The 19,249-nt window shown below is 64.4% G+C and carries 15 protein-coding genes; 7 read left to right on the top strand and 8 right to left on the bottom strand.

All coding sequences use genetic code 11. The features are described from left to right. Positions 1-117: 117 nt before the first annotated feature. Positions 118-1,803: an SMC family protein gene (locus JN22_RS09535; RefSeq protein ID WP_143268250.1), complete on the bottom strand. Its 1,686-nt coding sequence runs from the start codon at positions 1,801-1,803 to the stop codon at positions 118-120. A gap of 44 nt (positions 1,804-1,847) precedes the next feature. Continuing rightward, positions 1,848-2,990, bottom strand: a complete 1,143-nt coding sequence (locus JN22_RS09530; protein WP_143268249.1) for a dsDNA nuclease domain-containing protein — start codon at positions 2,988-2,990, stop codon at positions 1,848-1,850. Positions 2,991-3,728: 738 nt separating this feature from the next. On the opposite strand from JN22_RS09530, the gene JN22_RS09525 reads away from it, so the two are divergent. Both JN22_RS09525 and JN22_RS09520 read left to right on the top strand, forming a co-directional pair. Continuing rightward, the gene (locus JN22_RS09525) at positions 3,729-8,057 is read left to right on the top strand and encodes a strawberry notch family protein (RefSeq protein WP_085553716.1); all 4,329 of its coding nucleotides are present in this window, start codon (positions 3,729-3,731) and stop codon (positions 8,055-8,057) included. Further along, complete coding sequence (locus JN22_RS09520) at positions 8,057-9,112, top strand: DUF7146 domain-containing protein (protein ID WP_085553715.1); 1,056 nt, start codon at positions 8,057-8,059, stop codon at positions 9,110-9,112. The genes JN22_RS09525 and JN22_RS09520 overlap by 1 nt, the downstream gene beginning before the upstream one ends. Before the next feature lie 24 nt (positions 9,113-9,136). On the opposite strand, the gene JN22_RS09515 is transcribed toward JN22_RS09520, so the two are convergent. Both JN22_RS09515 and JN22_RS09510 read right to left on the bottom strand, forming a co-directional pair. Next, positions 9,137-10,054 carry a LysR family transcriptional regulator gene (locus JN22_RS09515; protein ID WP_085553714.1) on the bottom strand — a complete coding sequence of 306 codons (918 nt, stop codon included), beginning with the start codon at positions 10,052-10,054 and terminating at the stop codon, positions 9,137-9,139. Positions 10,055-10,145: 91 nt separating this feature from the next. Then, positions 10,146-11,342, bottom strand: coding sequence for an IS256 family transposase (locus tag JN22_RS09510; protein WP_085553231.1), 1,197 nt, complete (start codon positions 11,340-11,342; stop codon positions 10,146-10,148). 251 nt (positions 11,343-11,593) lie between these two features. Here JN22_RS09510 and JN22_RS09505 point away from each other — a divergent pair, with 251 nt between their 5' ends. The 3 genes from JN22_RS09505 to JN22_RS09495 all read left to right on the top strand — a co-directional run bounded on the left by JN22_RS09505 (position 11,594) and on the right by JN22_RS09495 (position 15,092). Beyond that, positions 11,594-12,364, top strand: a complete 771-nt coding sequence (locus JN22_RS09505) for an SDR family NAD(P)-dependent oxidoreductase (RefSeq protein ID WP_085553713.1) — start codon at positions 11,594-11,596, stop codon at positions 12,362-12,364. Between the two features lie 10 nt (positions 12,365-12,374). Then, the gene (locus tag JN22_RS09500) at positions 12,375-13,361 is read left to right on the top strand and encodes an aldo/keto reductase (RefSeq protein WP_085553712.1); all 987 of its coding nucleotides are present in this window, start codon (positions 12,375-12,377) and stop codon (positions 13,359-13,361) included. 801 nt (positions 13,362-14,162) lie between these two features. Then, complete coding sequence (locus tag JN22_RS09495) at positions 14,163-15,092, top strand: DUF2493 domain-containing protein (protein ID WP_179166109.1); 930 nt, start codon at positions 14,163-14,165, stop codon at positions 15,090-15,092. 125 nt (positions 15,093-15,217) lie between these two features. Here the strand turns inward: JN22_RS09495 and JN22_RS09490 are convergent, their stop codons facing one another. The 4 genes from JN22_RS09490 to JN22_RS09475 are packed head-to-tail and all read right to left on the bottom strand — an operon-like array spanning position 15,218 to position 16,698. After that, positions 15,218-15,613, bottom strand: a complete 396-nt coding sequence (locus JN22_RS09490; RefSeq protein ID WP_085553711.1) for a response regulator — start codon at positions 15,611-15,613, stop codon at positions 15,218-15,220. 51 nt (positions 15,614-15,664) lie between these two features. Next, positions 15,665-16,021 (bottom strand): hypothetical protein, encoded by a 357-nt coding sequence (locus JN22_RS09485; protein WP_085553710.1) that lies wholly within the window; start codon positions 16,019-16,021, stop codon positions 15,665-15,667. Further along, positions 16,008-16,325, bottom strand: coding sequence for a helix-turn-helix domain-containing protein (locus tag JN22_RS09480; RefSeq protein ID WP_247877500.1), 318 nt, complete (start codon positions 16,323-16,325; stop codon positions 16,008-16,010). The genes JN22_RS09485 and JN22_RS09480 overlap by 14 nt, the downstream gene beginning before the upstream one ends. 55 nt (positions 16,326-16,380) lie before the next feature. Further along, the gene (locus JN22_RS09475) at positions 16,381-16,698 is read right to left on the bottom strand and encodes a hypothetical protein (protein ID WP_179166100.1); all 318 of its coding nucleotides are present in this window, start codon (positions 16,696-16,698) and stop codon (positions 16,381-16,383) included. A 387-nt stretch (positions 16,699-17,085) separates the two neighbouring features. Between JN22_RS09475 and JN22_RS09470 the strand changes: the two genes are divergently transcribed. Next, the gene (locus JN22_RS09470) at positions 17,086-18,129 is read left to right on the top strand and encodes a hypothetical protein (RefSeq protein ID WP_179166108.1); all 1,044 of its coding nucleotides are present in this window, start codon (positions 17,086-17,088) and stop codon (positions 18,127-18,129) included. 586 nt (positions 18,130-18,715) lie between these two features. Then, on the top strand, positions 18,716-19,045 hold the full coding sequence (locus tag JN22_RS09465) for a DUF736 domain-containing protein (protein WP_085553709.1): 330 nt from the start codon (positions 18,716-18,718) through the stop codon (positions 19,043-19,045). The last annotated feature ends 204 nt before the right edge of the window (positions 19,046-19,249 follow it).

The following is a 19,249-nucleotide window of genomic DNA, read 5'->3' as shown; positions in this document are numbered from 1 at the left end:
GCATGGGCAAGGGCGGATCGCGCGGCTCGCCGCGCCCCGTGCATAGAGCCTACCTTCGGCAGAAGTCAGGAGGTAGGAGGCGGGGCGCGCTGCAACCACACTGTCATTGCGGTCCTGTCAGATCAAATCAATCAGAGGACGCATATAAGTGAATACGGACTCGTATTCATCCGCCTGAAGAAGTTTATCCTTGTGAGATAGGGTAATTGTTTCTCCCACATGGGGTACATCATGGAGCGAGACTGTCCCAAGGATAAGTTGCGAGTCTTTGGGCTGTTCTTTAAAAATAAGCCGGAAAGCCGCCTCGGCATTCTTATCGTCCAGATCTTCCTGTTTCGGGGAGTCGATAATGATAGGGCAGGCGCAAGATGAAGAGAATTCAAACAGAGTATGAAGAAATGCATACGTATAAGCCAGTAAAGCACGAGGGCGGTTGCTGCCAGTTGCCTTAATCTTACAATCAATCCGCTCAACGCTCTTAGCGCTAACAGTTGTTACATTCAGATCACGAAGGAAGCTGGTCATTTTAGTAAAATAAAATTTCTCTATACGCTCCTGATGCTCTTTATCTAATAAGGGTTTTAGGCGCGCTTCTAAATCTTCGATGCGGCGCCTGATTTTCTCAATCTTTCTTGTGAGATGGTCTATTTCATCCCGCATAAGGATGTAGGCTTTCTTTTCCCCCTCGGCGTCGATGAAATCCTTAAGTTTAAGTTTTCCACGCTTCTGCGACATTAACAGGTTTATCTTGGAAAGTCGGAAGTCTGCTTTTTTGAGAGCCTCTTGCTGGCGATTAATATCGCGTGATAGTCTATCCAGTTGCGTAACTGCATCTGCGATGAATTTGCGGCAGGCTTCACGGTCTTCGAGAAGTGAAAACCTGTGAAAGAAAGAGTTGTCATGATCGGTCCCGCAGGTTGGGCAGCGAATTGTGAGACTGCGCTGATCGAGGATGAAGCGATAATCCCTATCAAATTCCCCGAGAGCGCTTCTGGTGATGTTGAGTTGGTCATCCAGCGATGTTCTCTGATTGGAGAGATCCGAGAGCTTCTCGGTAATTGTTGTGCGCCGTTCCTGAAGGCCGGAAAGCTCCTGAAGTAGTTCCTTAATGGCCTTCTGGTAGGCGTGATGGTCAATATCGATTGCCGCATGCTTGCGCCGTTCCTGGATGCGGGAGAGCGCCCCTTGTACGATATTCCGCTCGCTCTCAAGGGCTAACTTTGCCTGCTTTTCGACATTCAGCGCGGCGTTGATCTCGAAATATGCATTGGGGCGAATACCAGAATGAAACATAATGACAGCTGGCTTCCAGTCTTCATATTGACCAAGATTGTCAAATGAGGACCATTGGCTACGCCACCCGTAATCTTGGTCAATGTAGAAAGGTAAGAGACAATAAGCGGGCGGCGGGACATCAGGTGCTCCGGCGCGATTAGTGAGGATGAGATTGAAATTAAGGATATGTGCCATGAAGGGAGCTAGCTCCTTCGAGATATCTGTCGTCTTCAGAATTAGATTGCGTTTTTCATCGAATACAAGAAATATCGTTCCGGTTCGCAAAATACTGTACGCCTTCTCGTCGATTGTAAATTCGAGAAGACCAAAGACATTTGCTTTCTTCCAGCCAGGATTAACGATGGCTGGCTCCGCCCCCAGGCACCAGTAGGTCGATTTTATTAGAGAGGATTTGCCGACATCATTGGCTCCCTTGATCACCGTCACGTTGGGGTGAAATGGTGCCTTCTTCGCGGCCTTCTCGGTCATTGATAGGAGATATAATGCCTTTAAGCGCAATTTTTTCATGTTGCTTCTTCCTGAGATGCCTGACCAGCATCTTGTATTGTTCTTCACTTCTCATAGGACGCCTGAAATTCATAAAGGACGCCGGCATAGATATAGCTAACGGACAGGTGCGGTACGGCGCGATGAACAGACTGTTGGACGATATTTGACACGTCTTTCATGATTTCTTCCATGCATGCTTCTTGGTTTGTCTCTAGATACGCGTCGAGAACACTACGGATCGTCGATCGTAATTCATGAAGGCCCACATCGGTGACCTTATAGCGATCCGTCTCGTACTTCTCCCATTGTTGCCGAATTATCCGCAGTCTTGCCGGAGAGAAGAATGCTGCAATCAGTGGCTGCGCATCGGACCAAGGTGGCCTCCTTTGATTGGCAAGCTTAAGGCCTTCTATCCATCCATCCATATCGGAACGGCGGATGAATTTCGCTGCCAGAAGCTGTTCAAACGATGTGATGTCGTCCATGTTTTTTGAGCGATCACGACAGTGATCGAGAAGTGCAAGCCGGAACCCATCATGACCTGAGGCAAGCATCCCGCATGTACTTTGGACAAATTCTAATATGCGACCCTTCAGAAATGTTTCGTATTTCTCAAGGGAAAAATCCGTTTTATGAAAATGGAAAAGCTCACCATCTGCATCGCAGGTAACTCTTGGAAACTCATTCTTCAAAGCGGTGATAAACATCACATAGTCTGACGCCTGTGTTTCGCAAAACTTACAGGGATATGGCTTAGATATAAATATGGCGGGTGCATTGCTCACAAATCCTAGGTGATCCGTCTCGTCGGGAAACTTAATCTTGTTCGCAAGCATCTTGCCCATAACTGAGGGCTTGGTTCCTTTTTTACCTTTTTCTCGACGGGTGAGTTCATCGATAGTCCAGAATCCGGCACTTTTTGTCTTTACTTGAAAGAAACGAACTTTTGGCGCGCCAGAAACGTAGACAATGACGAAGATGTCATCATGGAATTCAAACGCAATATTGTAATCAATTCCCTGCTCATGGAGGTCAAGCAAATGGGTAATGCCCCAGTGCGCTTGAAAGTCGAATCGGTCTTGCGCGAGACTTCCTGCCTTTTCACGTTGCGGTGTACTAATGAGCTTCTCTATAAGGTCCACAATCGCTCCTGGGGCAGAAGCCGACAACAACATAGATATACCTTTTTCATAAGTGTGCGGCAATCACTATTGAAATCATGATTAAAGTAGGGAAGTGCATATCATCGTATTCAGCAAAAAAATTCTGTTTTAATTCTGCATAGAGCGTGTGTGGTGCTTGGTTTCTTTGGACGCCATCGCCCGCCCCTCACCATATGCGCGATCAGGAACAGCCAACGGGGACGGTTCCGTCGCTCATGACGACCACGCTGGCATCGTTGGAAGAATAGCTTCGCAGACTCATTCAGTTCTTTGACGCCCTCAACCGACAGCCAGATTGTCCGCTTCAAATACGCTACCGAATGTCTGGAAATGGCGGATAGTGTTGAAAAAGTCCCTGGGCTGATGGAGCGAGAAACTTTCCGTCTTGTGGCGGCCGTATCGCGCAGTGATATATTTTGTGAGTCAGCCGAAATGGCTCATTGTTACGCAAAAATGGCTGCGGAGCACTCACCAGGAGTTTTTCAACACTATCGGCGCTAAACCGACATACGGAAGTAACCGACCAGGGCTGACTACGAGTTCGGCAAAGTGGTGGATATGATTGGAGAAGCCTTTACCTTGTCCGTAGGATTGGCGCAGTGCAGCACCCTCTACCAGCTTAGCCACCAGTTCGGTTCATCAGAGCGGCTTGGCCTCCAACCACGCCAAGGCAGATCCAAGCCCTGAGAGTTAAAGGGCTGCCGGGACGGGATTGAGCCGGAGCGGTCGAGAGAGCGCCGGATCGGCTCGCCCCGCTCCCGCTCTCCCGAGGCGTTTCCCATGCCTGTTCTTTCCCTCGCGGTGGCCGTTCCGGCCGCGCCGACCTTTCTTGCCGCCCTCCCCGATCCGGCCGACGCCATCCATCGGGCCGCGCTCGATCTCCTTCCCCAGCTCGAACAGGGCCAGCACATCGACGCGGTCTTCCTGCGCGATACCCTGACCCGCGCCTTCGGCGGCTCCGATGCCGAAGGCGCCTGGGACTGGAAGACCGCATACGAGGCCGGCGAAGCCGCCACCGTGCTGTTCCTGCGCAAATACGGTTTGGCGCTTTTCCGTAAAGCCGGCTCTCCGGCCGCGGCGCTGCCCCTGCTCGCCCGGATCGCCGGACTGCTGCCCACCCACACCCGCCGCTCCGAGGACAGCCAGACCTTCCAGCAATTCTCCACGCCGATTCCGCTGGGTTTGGCAGCGGCCACCGCCGCCGCGTTCACTCCGACCGACCGCGTGCTCGAACCCTCGGCCGGCACCGGCCTGCTGGCGATCTTCGCCGAGATCGCCGGAGCCGCCCTCGCGCTGAACGAACTCGCCGACACCCGCGCCGGGCTGCTCTCCCGCCTGTTCCCCGACCGGCCCCTCACCCGCTTCGACGCCGCCCAGATCGACGATCATCTGGCGTCCGGTGCGGCGCCTTCCGTGACCCTGATGAACCCGCCCTTCTCGGCCACGGCCCATGTCGCCGGGCGGAAGGCCGACACCGCGCTGCGCCACATCGCCTCGGCGCTGGCCCGCTTGGCCGATGGCGGCCGGCTGGTGGCCATCACCGGAGCGGGATTTGCACCGGAGACGCCCACCTGGCGCGATGCCTTCATCCATCTGCAGGAACGCGGGCAGGTGGTGTTCACCGCCGCCATCGACGGCGCGGTCTATGCCCGGCACGGCACCACCTTCGACACCCGCCTCCTGGTCATTGACAAACGGCCGGCCGCCGATCCGGCCGTCTTTCCGCCCTCGCCCGGCATAGCCCCCGACGTCGCCACCCTGCTCGGCTGGATCGGCACCCGGGTGCCGCCCCGCCTGCCCTTGGTCAACGGCCCCCTCACCTCCCGGGCGGCGCCGGTCCACGCGGTGCGCGTCGCACCGGCCCGGCCCGTCCAACCGGCCCGCAAGCCCCTGGCTGCGGACCCGGACGCCGTCGATCTCGCCTATGAAACCGCCGACTGGACCCCATCGGAGGACGTCCGCCTCACCGACGCCCTCTACGAGGAATACGGCTTGCAGTCGATTCGTATTCCCGGCGCCCAACCCCACCCCACCAAGCTGGTGCAATCGGCGGCGATGGCCTCGGTGGCGCCCCCCAAGCCCAGCTACCGGCCACGCCTGCCGGCCCGCCTGGTCGGCGAGGGCCCGCTGTCCGACGCCCAGCTCGAAACCGTGATCTATGCCGGCGAGGCCCATTCCGGCCATCTCGCCGGATCGTGGACGCTGGACGAGACCTTCGACACCGTCTCGGCGGCGCCCGACGGCGCCCCCGGCGCCGTGCGCTTCCGCAAGGGCTTCATGCTGGGCGACGGCACCGGCGCCGGCAAGGGCCGCCAGTCGGCCGCCATCATCCTCGACAACTGGCTGCGCGGCCGCCGCAAGGCGGTGTGGATCAGCAAGTCCGACAAGCTGATCGAGGACGCCCAGCGCGACTGGTCGGCACTCGGCATGGAACGGCTGCTGGTCACCCCGCTGTCGCGCTTCGCCCAGGGCCGGCCGATCAATCTGACGGAAGGCGTCCTTTTTCTAACCTATGCCACGCTGCGCTCCGACGACCGCGGGGAGAAGGTTTCGCGGGTGCGGCAGGTCGTGGAATGGTTGGGCACCGACTTCGATGGAGTGATCGTCTTCGACGAGAGCCACGCCATGCAGAACGCCGCCGGCAGCCAATCCGAACGGGGCGGTCAGGCGCCCTCGCAGCAGGGCCGTGCCGGCTTGCGCCTTCAGCACGCCCTGCCGGACGCCCGCATCGTCTATGTCTCGGCCACCGGCGCCACCACCGTCCACAACCTCGCCTACGCCCAGCGCCTCGGCCTGTGGGGCGGCGAGGACTTCCCCTTCGCCACCCGCGCCGAGTTCGTCGAGGCCATCGAGGCCGGCGGCATGGCGGCAATGGAGGTGCTGGCCCGCGACCTGCGCTCGCTCGGCCTCTACAGCGCCCGCTCGCTCTCCTACGACGGCGTCGAGTATGAGTTGCTCGAGCACGCCCTGAGCGCCGAGCAGGTGGCGATCTACGACGCCTATGCCGGCGCCTTCGCCGTCATCCACAACCATCTCGACGCGGCCCTGCGGGCAGCCAACGTCACCGGCGACAGCGGCACGCTGAACCGCCAAGCCAAATCCGCCGCCCGCTCGGCCTTCGAGAGCGCCAAGCAGCGCTTCTTCGGCCATCTGCTGACCGGCATGAAGACACCGACCCTGATCCGCTCCATCGAGCGTGACCTGGAGGAAGGCCACGCCGCCGTGGTGCAGATCGTCTCCACCGGCGAGGCGCTGATGGAACGGCGGCTGGCCGAGATCCCCGCCGAGGATTGGGCCGACGTCCAGATCGACATCACGCCGCGGGAATACGTCCTCGACTATCTCGCCCATTCCTTCCCGGTGCAGCTCTACGAACCGTTCACCGACAAGGAGGGCAACCTGTCCTCGCGCCCGGTGTACCGCGACGGCCAGCCGGTGGAAAGCCGGGAGGCGGTGGCCCGCCGCGGCGAACTGATCGAACGGCTGGCGTCGCTGCCGCCGGTGCCCGGCGCCCTCGACCAGATCGTCCAGCGCTTCGGCACCGATCTGGTGGCCGAGGTGACCGGCCGCTCTCGCCGCATCGTCCGCAAGGGCGACCGTTTCCAGGTGGAGAGCCGGGCCGGCGCCGCCAATCTCGCCGAGGCCCAGGCCTTCATGGACGACCAGAAACGCATCCTTGTGTTCTCCGACGCCGGCGGCACCGGACGGAGCTATCACGCCGACCTGACGGCGAAGAACCGGCGCCTGCGGGTGCATTACCTGCTGGAGCCGGGCTGGAAGGCGGACGCGGCCATCCAGGGCCTGGGGCGGACCAACCGCACCAACCAGGCCCAGCCGCCACTGTTCCGCCCCATCGCCACCAACGTGAAGGCGGAAAAACGCTTTCTCTCCACCATCGCCCGCCGGCTCGACACGCTCGGAGCCATCACCCGCGGCCAGCGCCAGACCGGCGGCCAGGGACTGTTCCGTCCCGAGGACAATCTGGAATCCCACTATGCCCGCGACGCCCTGCGCCAGCTCTATCAGATGCTGGTCCTCGGCAAGCTCGACGGCTGCCCGATCCAGACCTTCGAGGCCGCCACCAGCCTGACCCTGATGGACGAGGGCGGCCTCAAGGACGAGCTGCCGCCGATCACAACCTTCCTCAACCGCCTGCTGGCGCTCACCATCGATCTGCAGGGCGTGCTGTTCACCGCCTTCGAACGGTTGCTCGACGCCCGCATCCAGGGGGCCATCGCCAGCGGTGCCTACGACGTTGGGCTGGAGACGCTGCGGGCCGAGAGCTTCCTCGTCACCGAGCGGCGCACCATCTATGTTCATCCCGGCACCGGCGCGGAAACCCGCCTGCTGACCATCCGCCAGCGCCAACGCAACCATCCGCGCACCCTGGACGACGCGCTGGAGACCTTGTCCGACCCCCGCGCCCGGCTTCTGGTCAACCAGCGGTCGGGGCGGGCCGCCGTGCAGGTTCCCGCCCGCAGCGTCATGCTCGACGACGGCGAGATCGAACGCCGCGTCCGCCTGCTGCGCCCGATGGAAGCCGCCTCCCTGCCGCTGAAGACACTGGCGGAGACCCACTGGACCGAGGCCGACCACGCCGCTTTCACCACGGCCTGGAACGCCGAGGTTGCGGAGGTGCCGGAGTTCACCGAGAGCCTGCTGCATATGGTCACCGGCCTGCTGCTGCCGGTCTGGAAACGCCTGCCCGCTGGCTCGACGCGGGTCTTCCGGCTTCAGACCGACGACGGCGAACGCCTGATCGGCCGCACCGTGCCGCCCGCCTGGGTGGCCGGTGCCCTGGCGACCGGCACCACCACGCTGACGCCGGAGGATGCCTTCGCCGCCCTGACGGACGGGCGCACCATCCTCGACCTCGCCGACGGCCTCCAACTCCGCCGGGTGCGGGTGATGGGGACCTGCCGCATCGAACTCTCCGGCTTCACCGATCCCATGCGCGAGCGCCTTTCCGCCGACGGCCTGTTCCACGAGATCATCTCGTGGAAGCTGCGCATGTTCGTCCCCACCGCCACCACCACCGGCGTGGCGGTGCTGGCCCGGCTGCTGGACCGCTTCCCGATCCGGCGCATCGCCGAACGGGAGGCGGCGTGATGGTCCGGTTCGACGCCGCCGACCTAGCCCGCCGCCTTGGCCATCAGGCCGAGGCGGTGTGCCGCCGCTACCTCTCCGCCGGCCGCCGCGAGGGACATTACTGGCTGGTCGGCGACATCCTCAACACCCCCGGGCGCTCGCTGTTCGTCCGCCTGACCGGGCCGGAGAGCGGCAAGGGGGCGGCGGGCAAATGGACCGACGCCGCCACCGGCGAGCATGGCGACCTGCTGGACGTCATCCGCCGGTCCTGCGGCCTGGTGGACTTCAAGGAGGCCGCCGCCGAGGCCCGCGCCTTCCTCAGCCTGCCGCGCCAAGAGCCGGAACCACCGGCGATGCGCCCGGCACCACCGGCACCGTCCGGTTCACGCGAGGCGGCGCGGCGGCTGTTCGCCATGTCCCGGCCGATCCACGGCACCGTCGTGGAAACGTATTTACGGAAACGCGGAATCACGGCTCTGCACGACACCGGCCATCTGCGCTTCCATCCCCGCTGCTATTATCGCCCGGACGATGGCGGTCCCACCGAGATGTGGCCGGCGATGGTGGCCTCCGTCACCGATCCCGGCGGCTGCCTGACGGGCGCGCACCGCACCTGGCTGGCCGCCGACGGCTCCGGCAAGGCACAGGTCGCCACGCCGCGCCGGGCCATGGGCGACCTGCTCGGCCACGCCGTCCGCTTCGGCGTGGTCGAGGATGTCCTCGCTGTCGGCGAAGGCATCGAAACGATGCTGTCGCTGCGCTGTGCGTTCCCCGCCATGCCGGTGGCCGCCGCCCTCTCGGCCAGCCACCTTGCCGCCCTTCTGCTTCCGCCGATGCTGCGGCGGCTCTACATCGCCCGCGATGCCGATGCCGCGGGGGACACGGCCCTCGCGGCATTGACCGAACGCGCCGAAGCGGCGGGCGTCGAGGCGCTGACCCTGTCTCCGAGGACGGGCGACCTCAACGAGGATCTGTGCCGATTTGGCCTCGCTGCACTTCGGGGGGCGCTGCGCGTCCAACTCGCGACACAGGATGTCGTTCGCTTCATGCGACGGGAAACGGCCAGGCCGGGATGAGACGGGGAACGGGCCGATGCGATGTCATTGCAGGCGCGCAAGCCCATGGTGGCCGCGGATGATGTTGACCAGCGACCGCAGCGCAGGATGGCTGTGGCGGCGGCGGTCGTAATAGATATGGAACGGCTCGCCCGCGGAGGCGTGGTCGGCCAGCACGATGCAAAGGCTGCCCTCGCGGACTTCCTGGGCGATGCGCGCTTCCAGGAGATAGGCGAGCCCCATGCCCGCCCTCGCGGCGGCAATCGTCGTCGCCGTGTCGTTGATCGTGATGGACCCTGCAACGCGCAGGCGCTGCCCCCGCTCGCCATCGCCCAGTTCCCACGAATAGGTCGAATTGTCGCCCAGCAGCAACTGCAGGCAGGTGTGGCTGGCCAGATCGGAAGGCACCCGCGGGGTGCCGTGCCGGGCCAGATAGTCCGGAGAGCCCGCGACCACCCAGCGTTGGCCGCCGGTCAGGGGAACCGCCACCATGTCCTCGGGAACGTGGTGGCCATAGCGCATCCCGGCGTCGTAGCCTTCCTTGACGATGTCGATGGGACGGTTCTCGACCACCACCGTGAGGCGCACGCCGGGGCATTGCCGGGCAAAATCCGGCAGGGCCGGCGCGACCAAAAGATGCGCGGCATCGGCGAAGACGTTCAGGCGAAGCTCGCCGAAACGGGCGGCACCGGGCGCGTCCAGGGATTCCAGAGCCGCATCGATCATGTCGAAACCCGCACCCAGCTTCGCGGCCAGTTCCAGCCCAAGGTCGGTCGGCGCCACGGCGCGGCTGGTGCTGTTGAGCAACCGGGCCTGAAGACGCTCCTCGAGCCGGCGCATGGCATGGCTGGTGGCCGACGGTGTCAGGCCAAGTTCGATGGACGCCGCCTTGAAGCTGCCCCGCCGCAGGATGGTCAGGAACAGGCGCAGGTCGGCAAGGTCGATACGGTCGAGAAGACTCATGGTGATCCGAGTTCACCGCTCGAATGGATCGTGCCCCGGGGTGTGGTGTCTGAGGAGGCTTCGTGTTCCTCGGCGCGCTGAGGCTGCCGGTTTACTCCGCTGAGATGACAAGCGGGTCGCCCGCAGGGTTGCACAGCACGGCCAAGCTTTCCATGGTCATGTAGCGTCGGCATACAGCCCACTCGTCATGTTGCTCCAGCAGCAGGGCGCCGACCAGTCGGGTGACGGCGGCTTCGCATGGGAAGATGCCGACGACATTGGTGCGCCGCTTGATCTCGCCGTTCAGGCGTTCCAAGGGGTTGGTGGAGTGCAGCTTGGTGCGCAGGTCCTTGGGATAGGCCATGTAGGCCAGCACGTCGAACTCGGCCTCGTCCATCAAGGCGGCCAGTTTGGAGAAGCGCGGCCGCAGGCTGTCGGCGACGTGTCGCCACTGCTCGTGGGCGGCCTGGGCGGTCTCCTGGGCAAAGGCGGTGCGGATGGTGGCGGCGACCATCGTCTGGTGCGCCTTGCCGACGCAGGCCAGGAGGTTCCTCATGCAATGAACACGACACCGTTGGAGTGTCGCGCCCAGCACCTTGGAAGCGGCGGCCTTCAGCCCGAGATGAGCATCGGCGATCACCAGTTTCACTCCGCGCAGCCCCCGGCGCGTCAAGGAGCGCAGGAACTCGCTCCAGAAGATTTCGGCTTCCGACAGCCCGAGACCGAGCCCCAGCACCTCGCGCCGGCCATCGGTGGTGACGCCGATGGCGAGTATGGCGGCAACCGAGACGATGCGGCCGTCCTGGCGCACTTTGACATAGGTGGCGTCCAGCCACACAAAGGGCCAGTCACCCTCCAGCGGCCGGTTCAAAAACGCCTGGACGCGCTCGTCGATGTCCTGGCACAGGCGGCTGACCTGGCTCTTCGAGATGCCGATCATGCCCATCGCCTTGACCAAGTCATCGACGTTGCGCGTCGAGATGCCCTGCACGTAGGCCTCCTGGATCACCGCGACCAGCACCTTCTCCGCCGTGCGCCGTGGCTCCAGGAAGGCCGGGAAGTAGGAGCCGCGCCGAAGCTTGGGGATCCGAAGGTCGATGGCCCCGGCGCGGGTTTCCCAGCTCCGCTCGCGATACCCGTTGCGCTTGGTCTGCCGCTCGTCCGTGCGCTCGCCGTAACCGGCGCCGCACAAGGTTTCGACCTCCAGTTCCATCAGCCGCTGGGCGGCGAAACCGACCATCTCGCGCAGGAAGTCAGCGTCGGCGCTCTTCCCAATCAGGTCCTGAAGAGCGATCCTGTCCTCGGTCATCGTGGTCTCCGTCACAGTTGATGGTCGTCAAGCAACCTCAACTTACCGAAGACACACGGTGACCGCCTGCTTCCGAACGGCTGGCCCGCCTGCGCCAGCTAGGGGGGAGCGCTCCGGCGGGCCAGCCTCACGTTCGGACACCACTCACCGGGACGCGACCCTCGAATGAATTCAATTCATTAATAGACCGATCGAGCCTTCGCCCGCAAAGGGTAAGGATGGCACCCGGAACAAAGGGAGCGGAGAACCTCATGCTCGAACAGGTCAGGATCGGCGATCTTGCGGACAAGCGGATTCTGGTGACCGGCGGCTCGACAGGAATCGGCGCGGCGGTCGCACTGGCATTCGCCGAGCAGGGAAGCCATGTCGCGGTGCACTACAACGAAAGCGCCGAGGCGGCGCGGACCGTGCAAGCCAAGGTCCCACAGCGGATCGTGCTGGTGCAGGGGGACATGGGTGAGACGGGCATCGCTCGGACGGTGGTCGATCAAGCCGCCGCTCTGCTCGGCGGCCTGGACGGCATCGTCAACAACGCCGGCGGCATGCTGGGCCGGGTGCCCACGACCCAGGTCACGCCCGAGCATTTCGACCGGGTGCTGGACCTGAACGCCAAGTCGGTCTGGGAGGCGACGATCGCCGCCTATCGCCATCTGAAGGCGGCGGGCGGCGGCTTCGTCATCAACACGACCTCGGTCGCCGCGCGGAACGGCGGCGGCGGCGGGGCGGTGATCTACGCCGCCGCCAAGGGCTTCGTCAGCACCCTGACCCGGGGGCAGGCGAAGGAGTTCGTCGCCGACGGCATCCGCGTGAACGCGGTCGCACCCGGCCTGATCCAGACGCCCTTCCACGACCGGTACACCGCGCCCGACCTGATGGCAACCCAGCGCGCCGCCATCCCGATGGGACGGGAGGGCACGCCGGAGGAGTGCGTCGGCGCCTTCCTGTTCCTCGCCTCGCAGTCCCTGTCGGGATACGTCACCGGCCAGGTGATCGAGGTGAACGGTGGACAATTGATGCCCTGAGGAGAGACAGATGAACGATCGCAAGTTCGGCCGAACCGGCCACCCCGTTTCCGAGATTGGTTTCGGCGCCTGGGCCATCGGCGGCTCCTGGGGGGACGTGTCCGAGGCTGACGCCCACGCCGCGCTGCATGCCGCTCTGGACACCGGGACGACTTTCATCGACACGGCGGATGTCTATGGCGACGGACGGTCGGAACGCATCATCGCCTCGGTCCTGAAGGAGCGTGGCGGCGCGCGGCCCTTCGTCGCGACCAAGGCCGGGCGGCGGCTGTCGCCGCATGTGGCCGAGGGCTATACGGCCGAAAACCTCCAGGCCTTCGTCGACCGGTCACGCCGGAATCTGGACATGGACTGCCTGGATCTGGTGCAGCTCCATTGCCCCCCGACGGAGGTCTTCTATCGCCCCGAGGTCTTCGACGCGATGGAGGAGATGGTCGCGGCCGGCCGCATCCGCGCCTACGGCGTCTCGGTCGAGAAGGTCGAGGAGGGGTTGAAGGCTATCGAGTATCCGAGCGTCGCCTCGGTGCAGATCATCCACAACATCTTCCGCCAGCGCCCGGCCAACCTGTTCTTCCGCGAAGCCAGGCGCAAGGAGGTCGCGGTCATCGTGCGCGTGCCGCTGGCCTCGGGCCTGCTGACCGGCAAGATGAACGCCGGGACCAGCTTCGCCCCCGACGACCACCGCGCCTTCAACCGCAACGGCGAGGCTTTCGACAAGGGGGAGACCTTCGCCGGTGTGCCCTATGAACTGGCGCTGGAACTGGTCGAGGAGATCCGCGCGCTGGTGCCCGAGGGCCAGACTATGGCGCAATTCGCGCTGCGCTGGATTTTGATGGAGGAGGCCGTGACCACCGTCATCCCCGGCGCCAAGAACGCAGCGCAAGCGCGGGCGAACAGTCTCGCCAGCGACCTTCCGGCGCTTTCGCCGGCAACGATGGATGCGCTGCGGACCCTCTATCTCCAGCGGGCCGCACCCTACGTCCATCATCTGTGGTGAAGGTCCCCTGCGATGCGGCGCCCGTCACCGGTCCCAAAGGCCGCCTGACGAGCGCGCCCCGCATCGGGCCAGCGCCCGATCACTCCGGCAAGGCCCCGGCCGAACCGGGGTGACCGGGCCGGTCGCCGCGGCAGTTTCGCTGCACCTTCCGGCAGCAGCGGCCGGCAGCAGCAGAAGGATCGGGTGCATGCTGTCGGTGCGCATGGCCCTGCCCCGTCTGCCGATGGTGGCTGCCCCCCTCCTTCGTTCATCTCGGCACCATTCTGTTCGGCACCGGCCCGCACCGTCTCCGATGCCGATCCGGCTGGCGCGGCGGTTCCAGCCCAACGCGCGGCCGAGGCCGGCATCGAGGCGATCCCCCTGGCACCGGCCCTGGGGGGCGTCAACGACGGTCCTCGCCAGGATGGTCTCCGCCGCCTTGCGCGAAAGCCGCAGGTCCAGACCGCTCCCGAGGATGCCAGCCGCTCATGCCGCCGTCGCCCTGACCGGTACGGGGCGGGGCGTGCCGTCCGCGCCGCCAATCTCCGGCCCGGCGCGTCTCCCGCATGCCGGAGAGGCCGCGCCCGGCCTTCAAGAGGGCGAGCGGGCCGCAAGCGTCCCGGCCCGGCAATGGCTGCGCCCGGCGATTTTCCGCCGCCCCTTCGGGGCTTTGCAGCGCGAAGCAAAATCGCCGGCCTCCGCCATCCTCCGCTGACGCTCCGGCCCTGCGCTCCGCTGCGGGTGCCGGTCCAGTACCGCCCGCGGCTGTCCGTCGCCATGAAGGCCGCGAGGGGCGCGGCCGATCCGGCAAAGGACAGCGCCATGACCACCGATGACGACCTCGAACCGCCGCACGCCGCCAGCCCGACCGCCCACATCCTCGCCGAACTCCAGCTCTACGGCTGGCGTCCCTTCCAGGACGAGCCCGACCCCCGCCCGCTGCCCGAGGGCGACCAGATCGCCGGGGCCGTCGCCGACATCTTCGCCGCCCTGGCCGGCACCCTGAGCGGCACCCGCCTCGAACCCGACCTCGAAGAGTTGCTGTGGGCGGCCGTCAACCTGTTCCACCGCGCCACCGCCCGGATCGAACGGGAACTGGACGACAACGAACAGGCCCAGCAACGGTCCCAGAGGGAACAGGACGGCTCCGAGGTGAAGTCGGTCGAGTTGGAGCGCCTGACCGCCGAGGGGATGACCCTGATCGAGCGCCGCGACGCCATGGAGATCTTCCGCGACGTCGCCGCCGAGGGCTTCGAGCGCCACACCGGGTCCTCCTGGCGGCCACGCACCGGCTCGCTGGTCAGCCACCGCACCCTGACCGCCGCGATGATCGACAGCCGCGATCACCTCGCCGCCCGCAAGCGGGCCGACACCGAGATCATGCTGCCGCCCGGTCCCAAGATCGCCGTCACCGGCGGCCAGGACTTCAACGACCACCGGTTGATCTGGGACAAGCTCGACCGGGTCCGCGCCAAGCATTCCGACATGGTGCTGCTGCATGGCGGCAGCCCGAAGGGCGCCGAGCGCATCGCCGCCGCCTGGGCCGACAACCGCAAGGTCCCGCAGATCATCTTCCGCCCCGATTGGACCCGGCACGCCAAGGCCGCGCCCTTCAAGCGCAACGACGCCATGCTGGCGGTCCTGCCGGTGGGCGTCATCGTCTTCCCCGGCAACGGCATCCAGAACAACCTCGCCGACAAGGCCAAGGCTCTCGGCATCCCGGTGATGCGGTTCGACAGCGGCGCCCTCTGACAGAGGGCATCAAGAGGCCGTGCCGGGCGTCCGCATGGCCTCTTCCCGACACCCGTGGATGGCTCGGAAACCGCGACGTCCCTCCGCCGGCCCGTTCACAAGGGCGCGGGCGGCACCAATAGCCATCAACCCGTCCCCGCCACCTCGAGCCGGTACGGCGAAGGCGTCTGCAGGACAGTGTCGAGGGCATCGAGGAGATCGGTGACAGCGGCCGGTTTGTGCAGGATTTGAATGTTGTTGACGCGGATCAGTTCATGCACCGCCCCGTCGTCCGAGGTGATGACGATGATCGGGGGAAAATCGCCGTTCCGGCGGATTTCGGCGATCAGGTCCATGCCATTGCCTTTGGGAAGCATCAGGTCGGTGATGACGACATCGAAGGGGACGGTGGTAAGCAGACCAACCGCTTCGGCTTCCCCCGAGGCGGTGGAAACACGCAAGCCCTGGCTTTCGAAGAACTCTTGAAAGGCAAGAGCGAGGACCGCCTCGTCCACCACCAGGGCATGCTTGCGATCCGGCATGGGGTATCCTCTTCTTGTATCGCTGCTGCGTTCCGATCAGGGCACGGCCGCTCATGCCACCTTTGCACCCTTGCCGGTCAGCGTGAACATGGCGGCCTTGGCGCACTCCCACAGATGGTCGACGCGCTCCATCCGCTGAAGGACGCCGTTGTCCCGCCACGCCGCTCGGAAGGCCTCTTCAAAGGCCTCGAAATTCCCGTCGCCGAGGAATCCCGACCGCAATCTCAACAGGCGCAGGCAATCAAGAACGCCAATGAGAACATCGATCCGAAGCTCCCGATCCGCAACGAGATCAAAGGCATCGATGTTGGTCGCTCGATCTCGCCGCCACCTGTTCCGCAGAAGCTCCCTCGTACAGAAGAGAACGAGCTCTTCGAACGGGTAGCCCGCCAGTTCATTCTCCGTCATCGTCCTTGCTCTTGTTCAAGAATGAAAGAAACGCGAAGATGCCCTTGCGCAGATTGTCCGGAAGAGCGCCGTAATTTTGCAGGAGCTTGATGTGTTCCCGGCAGACGAGGATGTCGTCGCCGTCCGGCGAAGACGCCCGTTGCGACTTTTTCGAAAGACCGTCGAAGAAATAGGAAACCGACACGCCGAGAGAGTTGGCGAGCCGATACAGCACCGAAGCCGACACACGGGTGGTGCCGTTTTCGTATTTCTGCACCTGCTGAAACGAAACGCCCAGCGCTCTGCCCAGGTCGGTCTGGCTCATCCTCAACAGGGTACGGCGAAGACGGATGCGTTTTCCTACGTGACTGCCAACAGGATCAGGACTTCTCTTCGAAGCCACGCGACCGTCTCTCTGGGTTTTCTGTTGCGTTGACATCATCTGATCTATTGGCAATGCCTACCCGGTCACGATTATACGGCCTGTCGCAGCAGAAGTATTTTCTAAGACTCTCAAATGATTTTTCCGGTCGTCCAGCGCTATGGATCGCCTGTTGTCGGAGGACCACCCCGATCACAGAATCCGGCAAGGGCGACTCCGCTGCCGTGACCATGTCGTCCGCCATCAGTTCCTGACAGGCGGAAAGCCAGCCCGGCAGGCACCGTGCCGCCGCCCGCGCGCGCCGTTCGATCGGCATGTGTCAAACCCTGAAACACCACCCATGTGAGGGAGTTGGAGGATCAACTCCCCCCACACCCGGCCGACATCGGGTTGAAATCCTGTACCAACCGCCCTGGGCTTGACAGGGGAAGCTGCCCATCCCATTCTTTGTTGCGGCGCAGCAAAGACATGAACCTGCTCCCTGGGAGAGACGCTTTCTCGAGTCATGAGGAGGCCATTTGTGAGCACGCGACCCAATCGCCACCCCGCCGGCCCCGGCCTTGTGGAAGGGCATAGCTTCCCGTAAGCAGCCCGGCCGTTCCGTCAACCGACATTCCTTTCGCCCACCCGCACCGCGGCGGTCGCTACGTGGGCTTTTGCGGTCGGCGACCGTTCTTACCGATTTTTTTGGTGGAGTCCGATCATGGAAAGACATGCGGTCGCCCTCGGCGGCTTCGGCGGCTTCAACCTGCACGGCGCCGGCGTGCTGACGGCGCTGGAGCGCCTCGGCACCCTCCCCGATCTGTTCACGGTGACCTCCGGACAGATCGTCGTGCTGGCCGCTTGGCTGCGCGGCGAGGACATCCGGTCCCTTCTGCTCGACGGCACCACTGGAGGCGGACTCCTGCGGGCGTGGCGGACGGCGCTGTTCGGCCATTCCGGCGTGTTCCGCCCGGCCCTGCATGACCATGCGCGGCGCTGGCTCGACGTGCCGCTATCGCCGGAGGCGGTGCTGGAGCGACTGATGCCGGCCCGCCAGTACGCGCCGGTGCGCGACGGCGGGCACGCCGGGGAGATCGCCCACACGCTCAACGAGGCCGCGGTGGGTGTGGTCTTCAACACCTACGACGTCCGCGCCGGCGAGGGCGTGCTGCACGGCAACGCCGCCGCCCGCCGGCTGATGGCCGGCGACGTCGGGCTAGAGGACATCACGCCCGAAGCGGTGGAGAGCGCGCTGTGGCTCTATCTCTACGGCTTCGATGAGGCGCCGGGCGGACTGATCGACGGCGCCTACCACCGCAGCGTCATCCTCGCCGAGTTGCATGGCTTCGAGCGGGTGACTGCCGCTGCCCCCTTCCCGGTGTCCTGGATCGGGCCGGTGCCGCGCAACCAGCTCGAGGTGGAGAACTGGAAGATCCGCCAGTGGTTCGCCAACTCCTACAAGGCGGAAGTGGCCCGCTTGCGCCGCGTCGTCGAACTGATCGACAGGGGCACGCTGCGGGACCCGGCCTACCGTATCCGCGGTCTGACCGAATTACCGCTACGCCAGCACTACGGCTTCTTCGACTATTTCACCGAGAAGGAGGAGGTCTACGAGGACGCCCTCGCCCAGTCCCTCGACCATTTCGCACCGCCCGGGCCAGGCGGAGCTGGGCAACAGCCACCCGATACAGGGGCACAGCCGCCGCGGGTGATTACCCCCGACAGCCGGACCAACCGTGGCTCTGATGTCTTCAGCCCGTCGTGAAGCCTCCCTAGGAGCGACACCTGAGAGAGCACCTCGGTCATCCTTTGTCCTCACCATGACCGGTTTGGCGGCGCAGCGACGATATGCGGTGCGCCGCAGAGGCCCAAAGGGCCTCCCCTCGCCAAATCTCCCGGCAACCGACGCTGCCCCCCTCGGCCAGTGCCGCCGATTCCGGGACGGGAACGGGCCTTCCGCAGCAGAAGGGGGAATCCCAAACCCGCATTCCGGCCTGGACGGGAAGACGGAAACCGCCGGGTCATACCACCGGTCTCCCCGGTCGCGTATGGGCCGCCATCGTCTCCCATGACCACCGCTGTCCCGGCGAGCGCCCCGAACGGCCTCTCCGATGGGCTGATCTGGCCCAAGGCCGGCTGACGCCTCGACCGGCCAGGGCGCAACGGCGCCGTCGTAACTTTCTTCCCCTGGGCTGTGGCCCATTCCTCGCGGAACAAGAAAGTTCCCCCGCTGCCGTCCTCCGCTGCGCTCCGGCCCCGCAGGGGTGCGCCGCCGGTCGCCTTGGGCCGGGCGATCATCATCGAGGCCGCAAGGGGCGGGCTCGAAGACAGCGATCACGAGGAGACTTACCATGGCGACCATCGGCACCTTCAAGAAGACCGGCACAAACGACTACACCGGCGAGATCATCACCCTCAGCGTCCAGGCCAAGAACGTCCGCATCGTTCCCGAAGGCCGCGCCACCGGCGAGAACACCCCCAGCCATCGCATCTTTATCGGCCGCGTCGAGATCGGCGCCGCCTGGTCCAAGCGCTCCGCCGAGGGTCGCGACTATCTGGGCCTGAAGTTGGACGACCCGAGCTTCAACGCGCCGATCTACGCCAATCTGGTCAGCGACGAGGATGGCGATGGGTTCAGCCTCATCTGGTCCCGCCCCCAGGGCCGCCGCAACGGCGAGTGACCCCCGGACCGAGGCCTCGCCCCGCCGGTCCGGGCGGGGCCTTCCCCCCTCAAGACGGAGTGAACCAACCACCTAACTTCCCGCGACGGTGCCGACAGCCTGCCGAGCTTTGGGCTCTCCTCATCCTCGATCGTCCGCCGTTCGATCCCAGGCAGGTGGCACAGGCTCTGGATGCAGCCCCGTGCCGGCGGAAGGGCCAATCCC

The sequence above is a fragment of the Azospirillum agricola genome (genome assembly GCF_020005195.1).
GTDB lineage: Bacteria > Pseudomonadota > Alphaproteobacteria > Azospirillales > Azospirillaceae > Azospirillum > Azospirillum agricola.
This window is presented reverse-complemented; position numbering and strand designations above follow the sequence as displayed.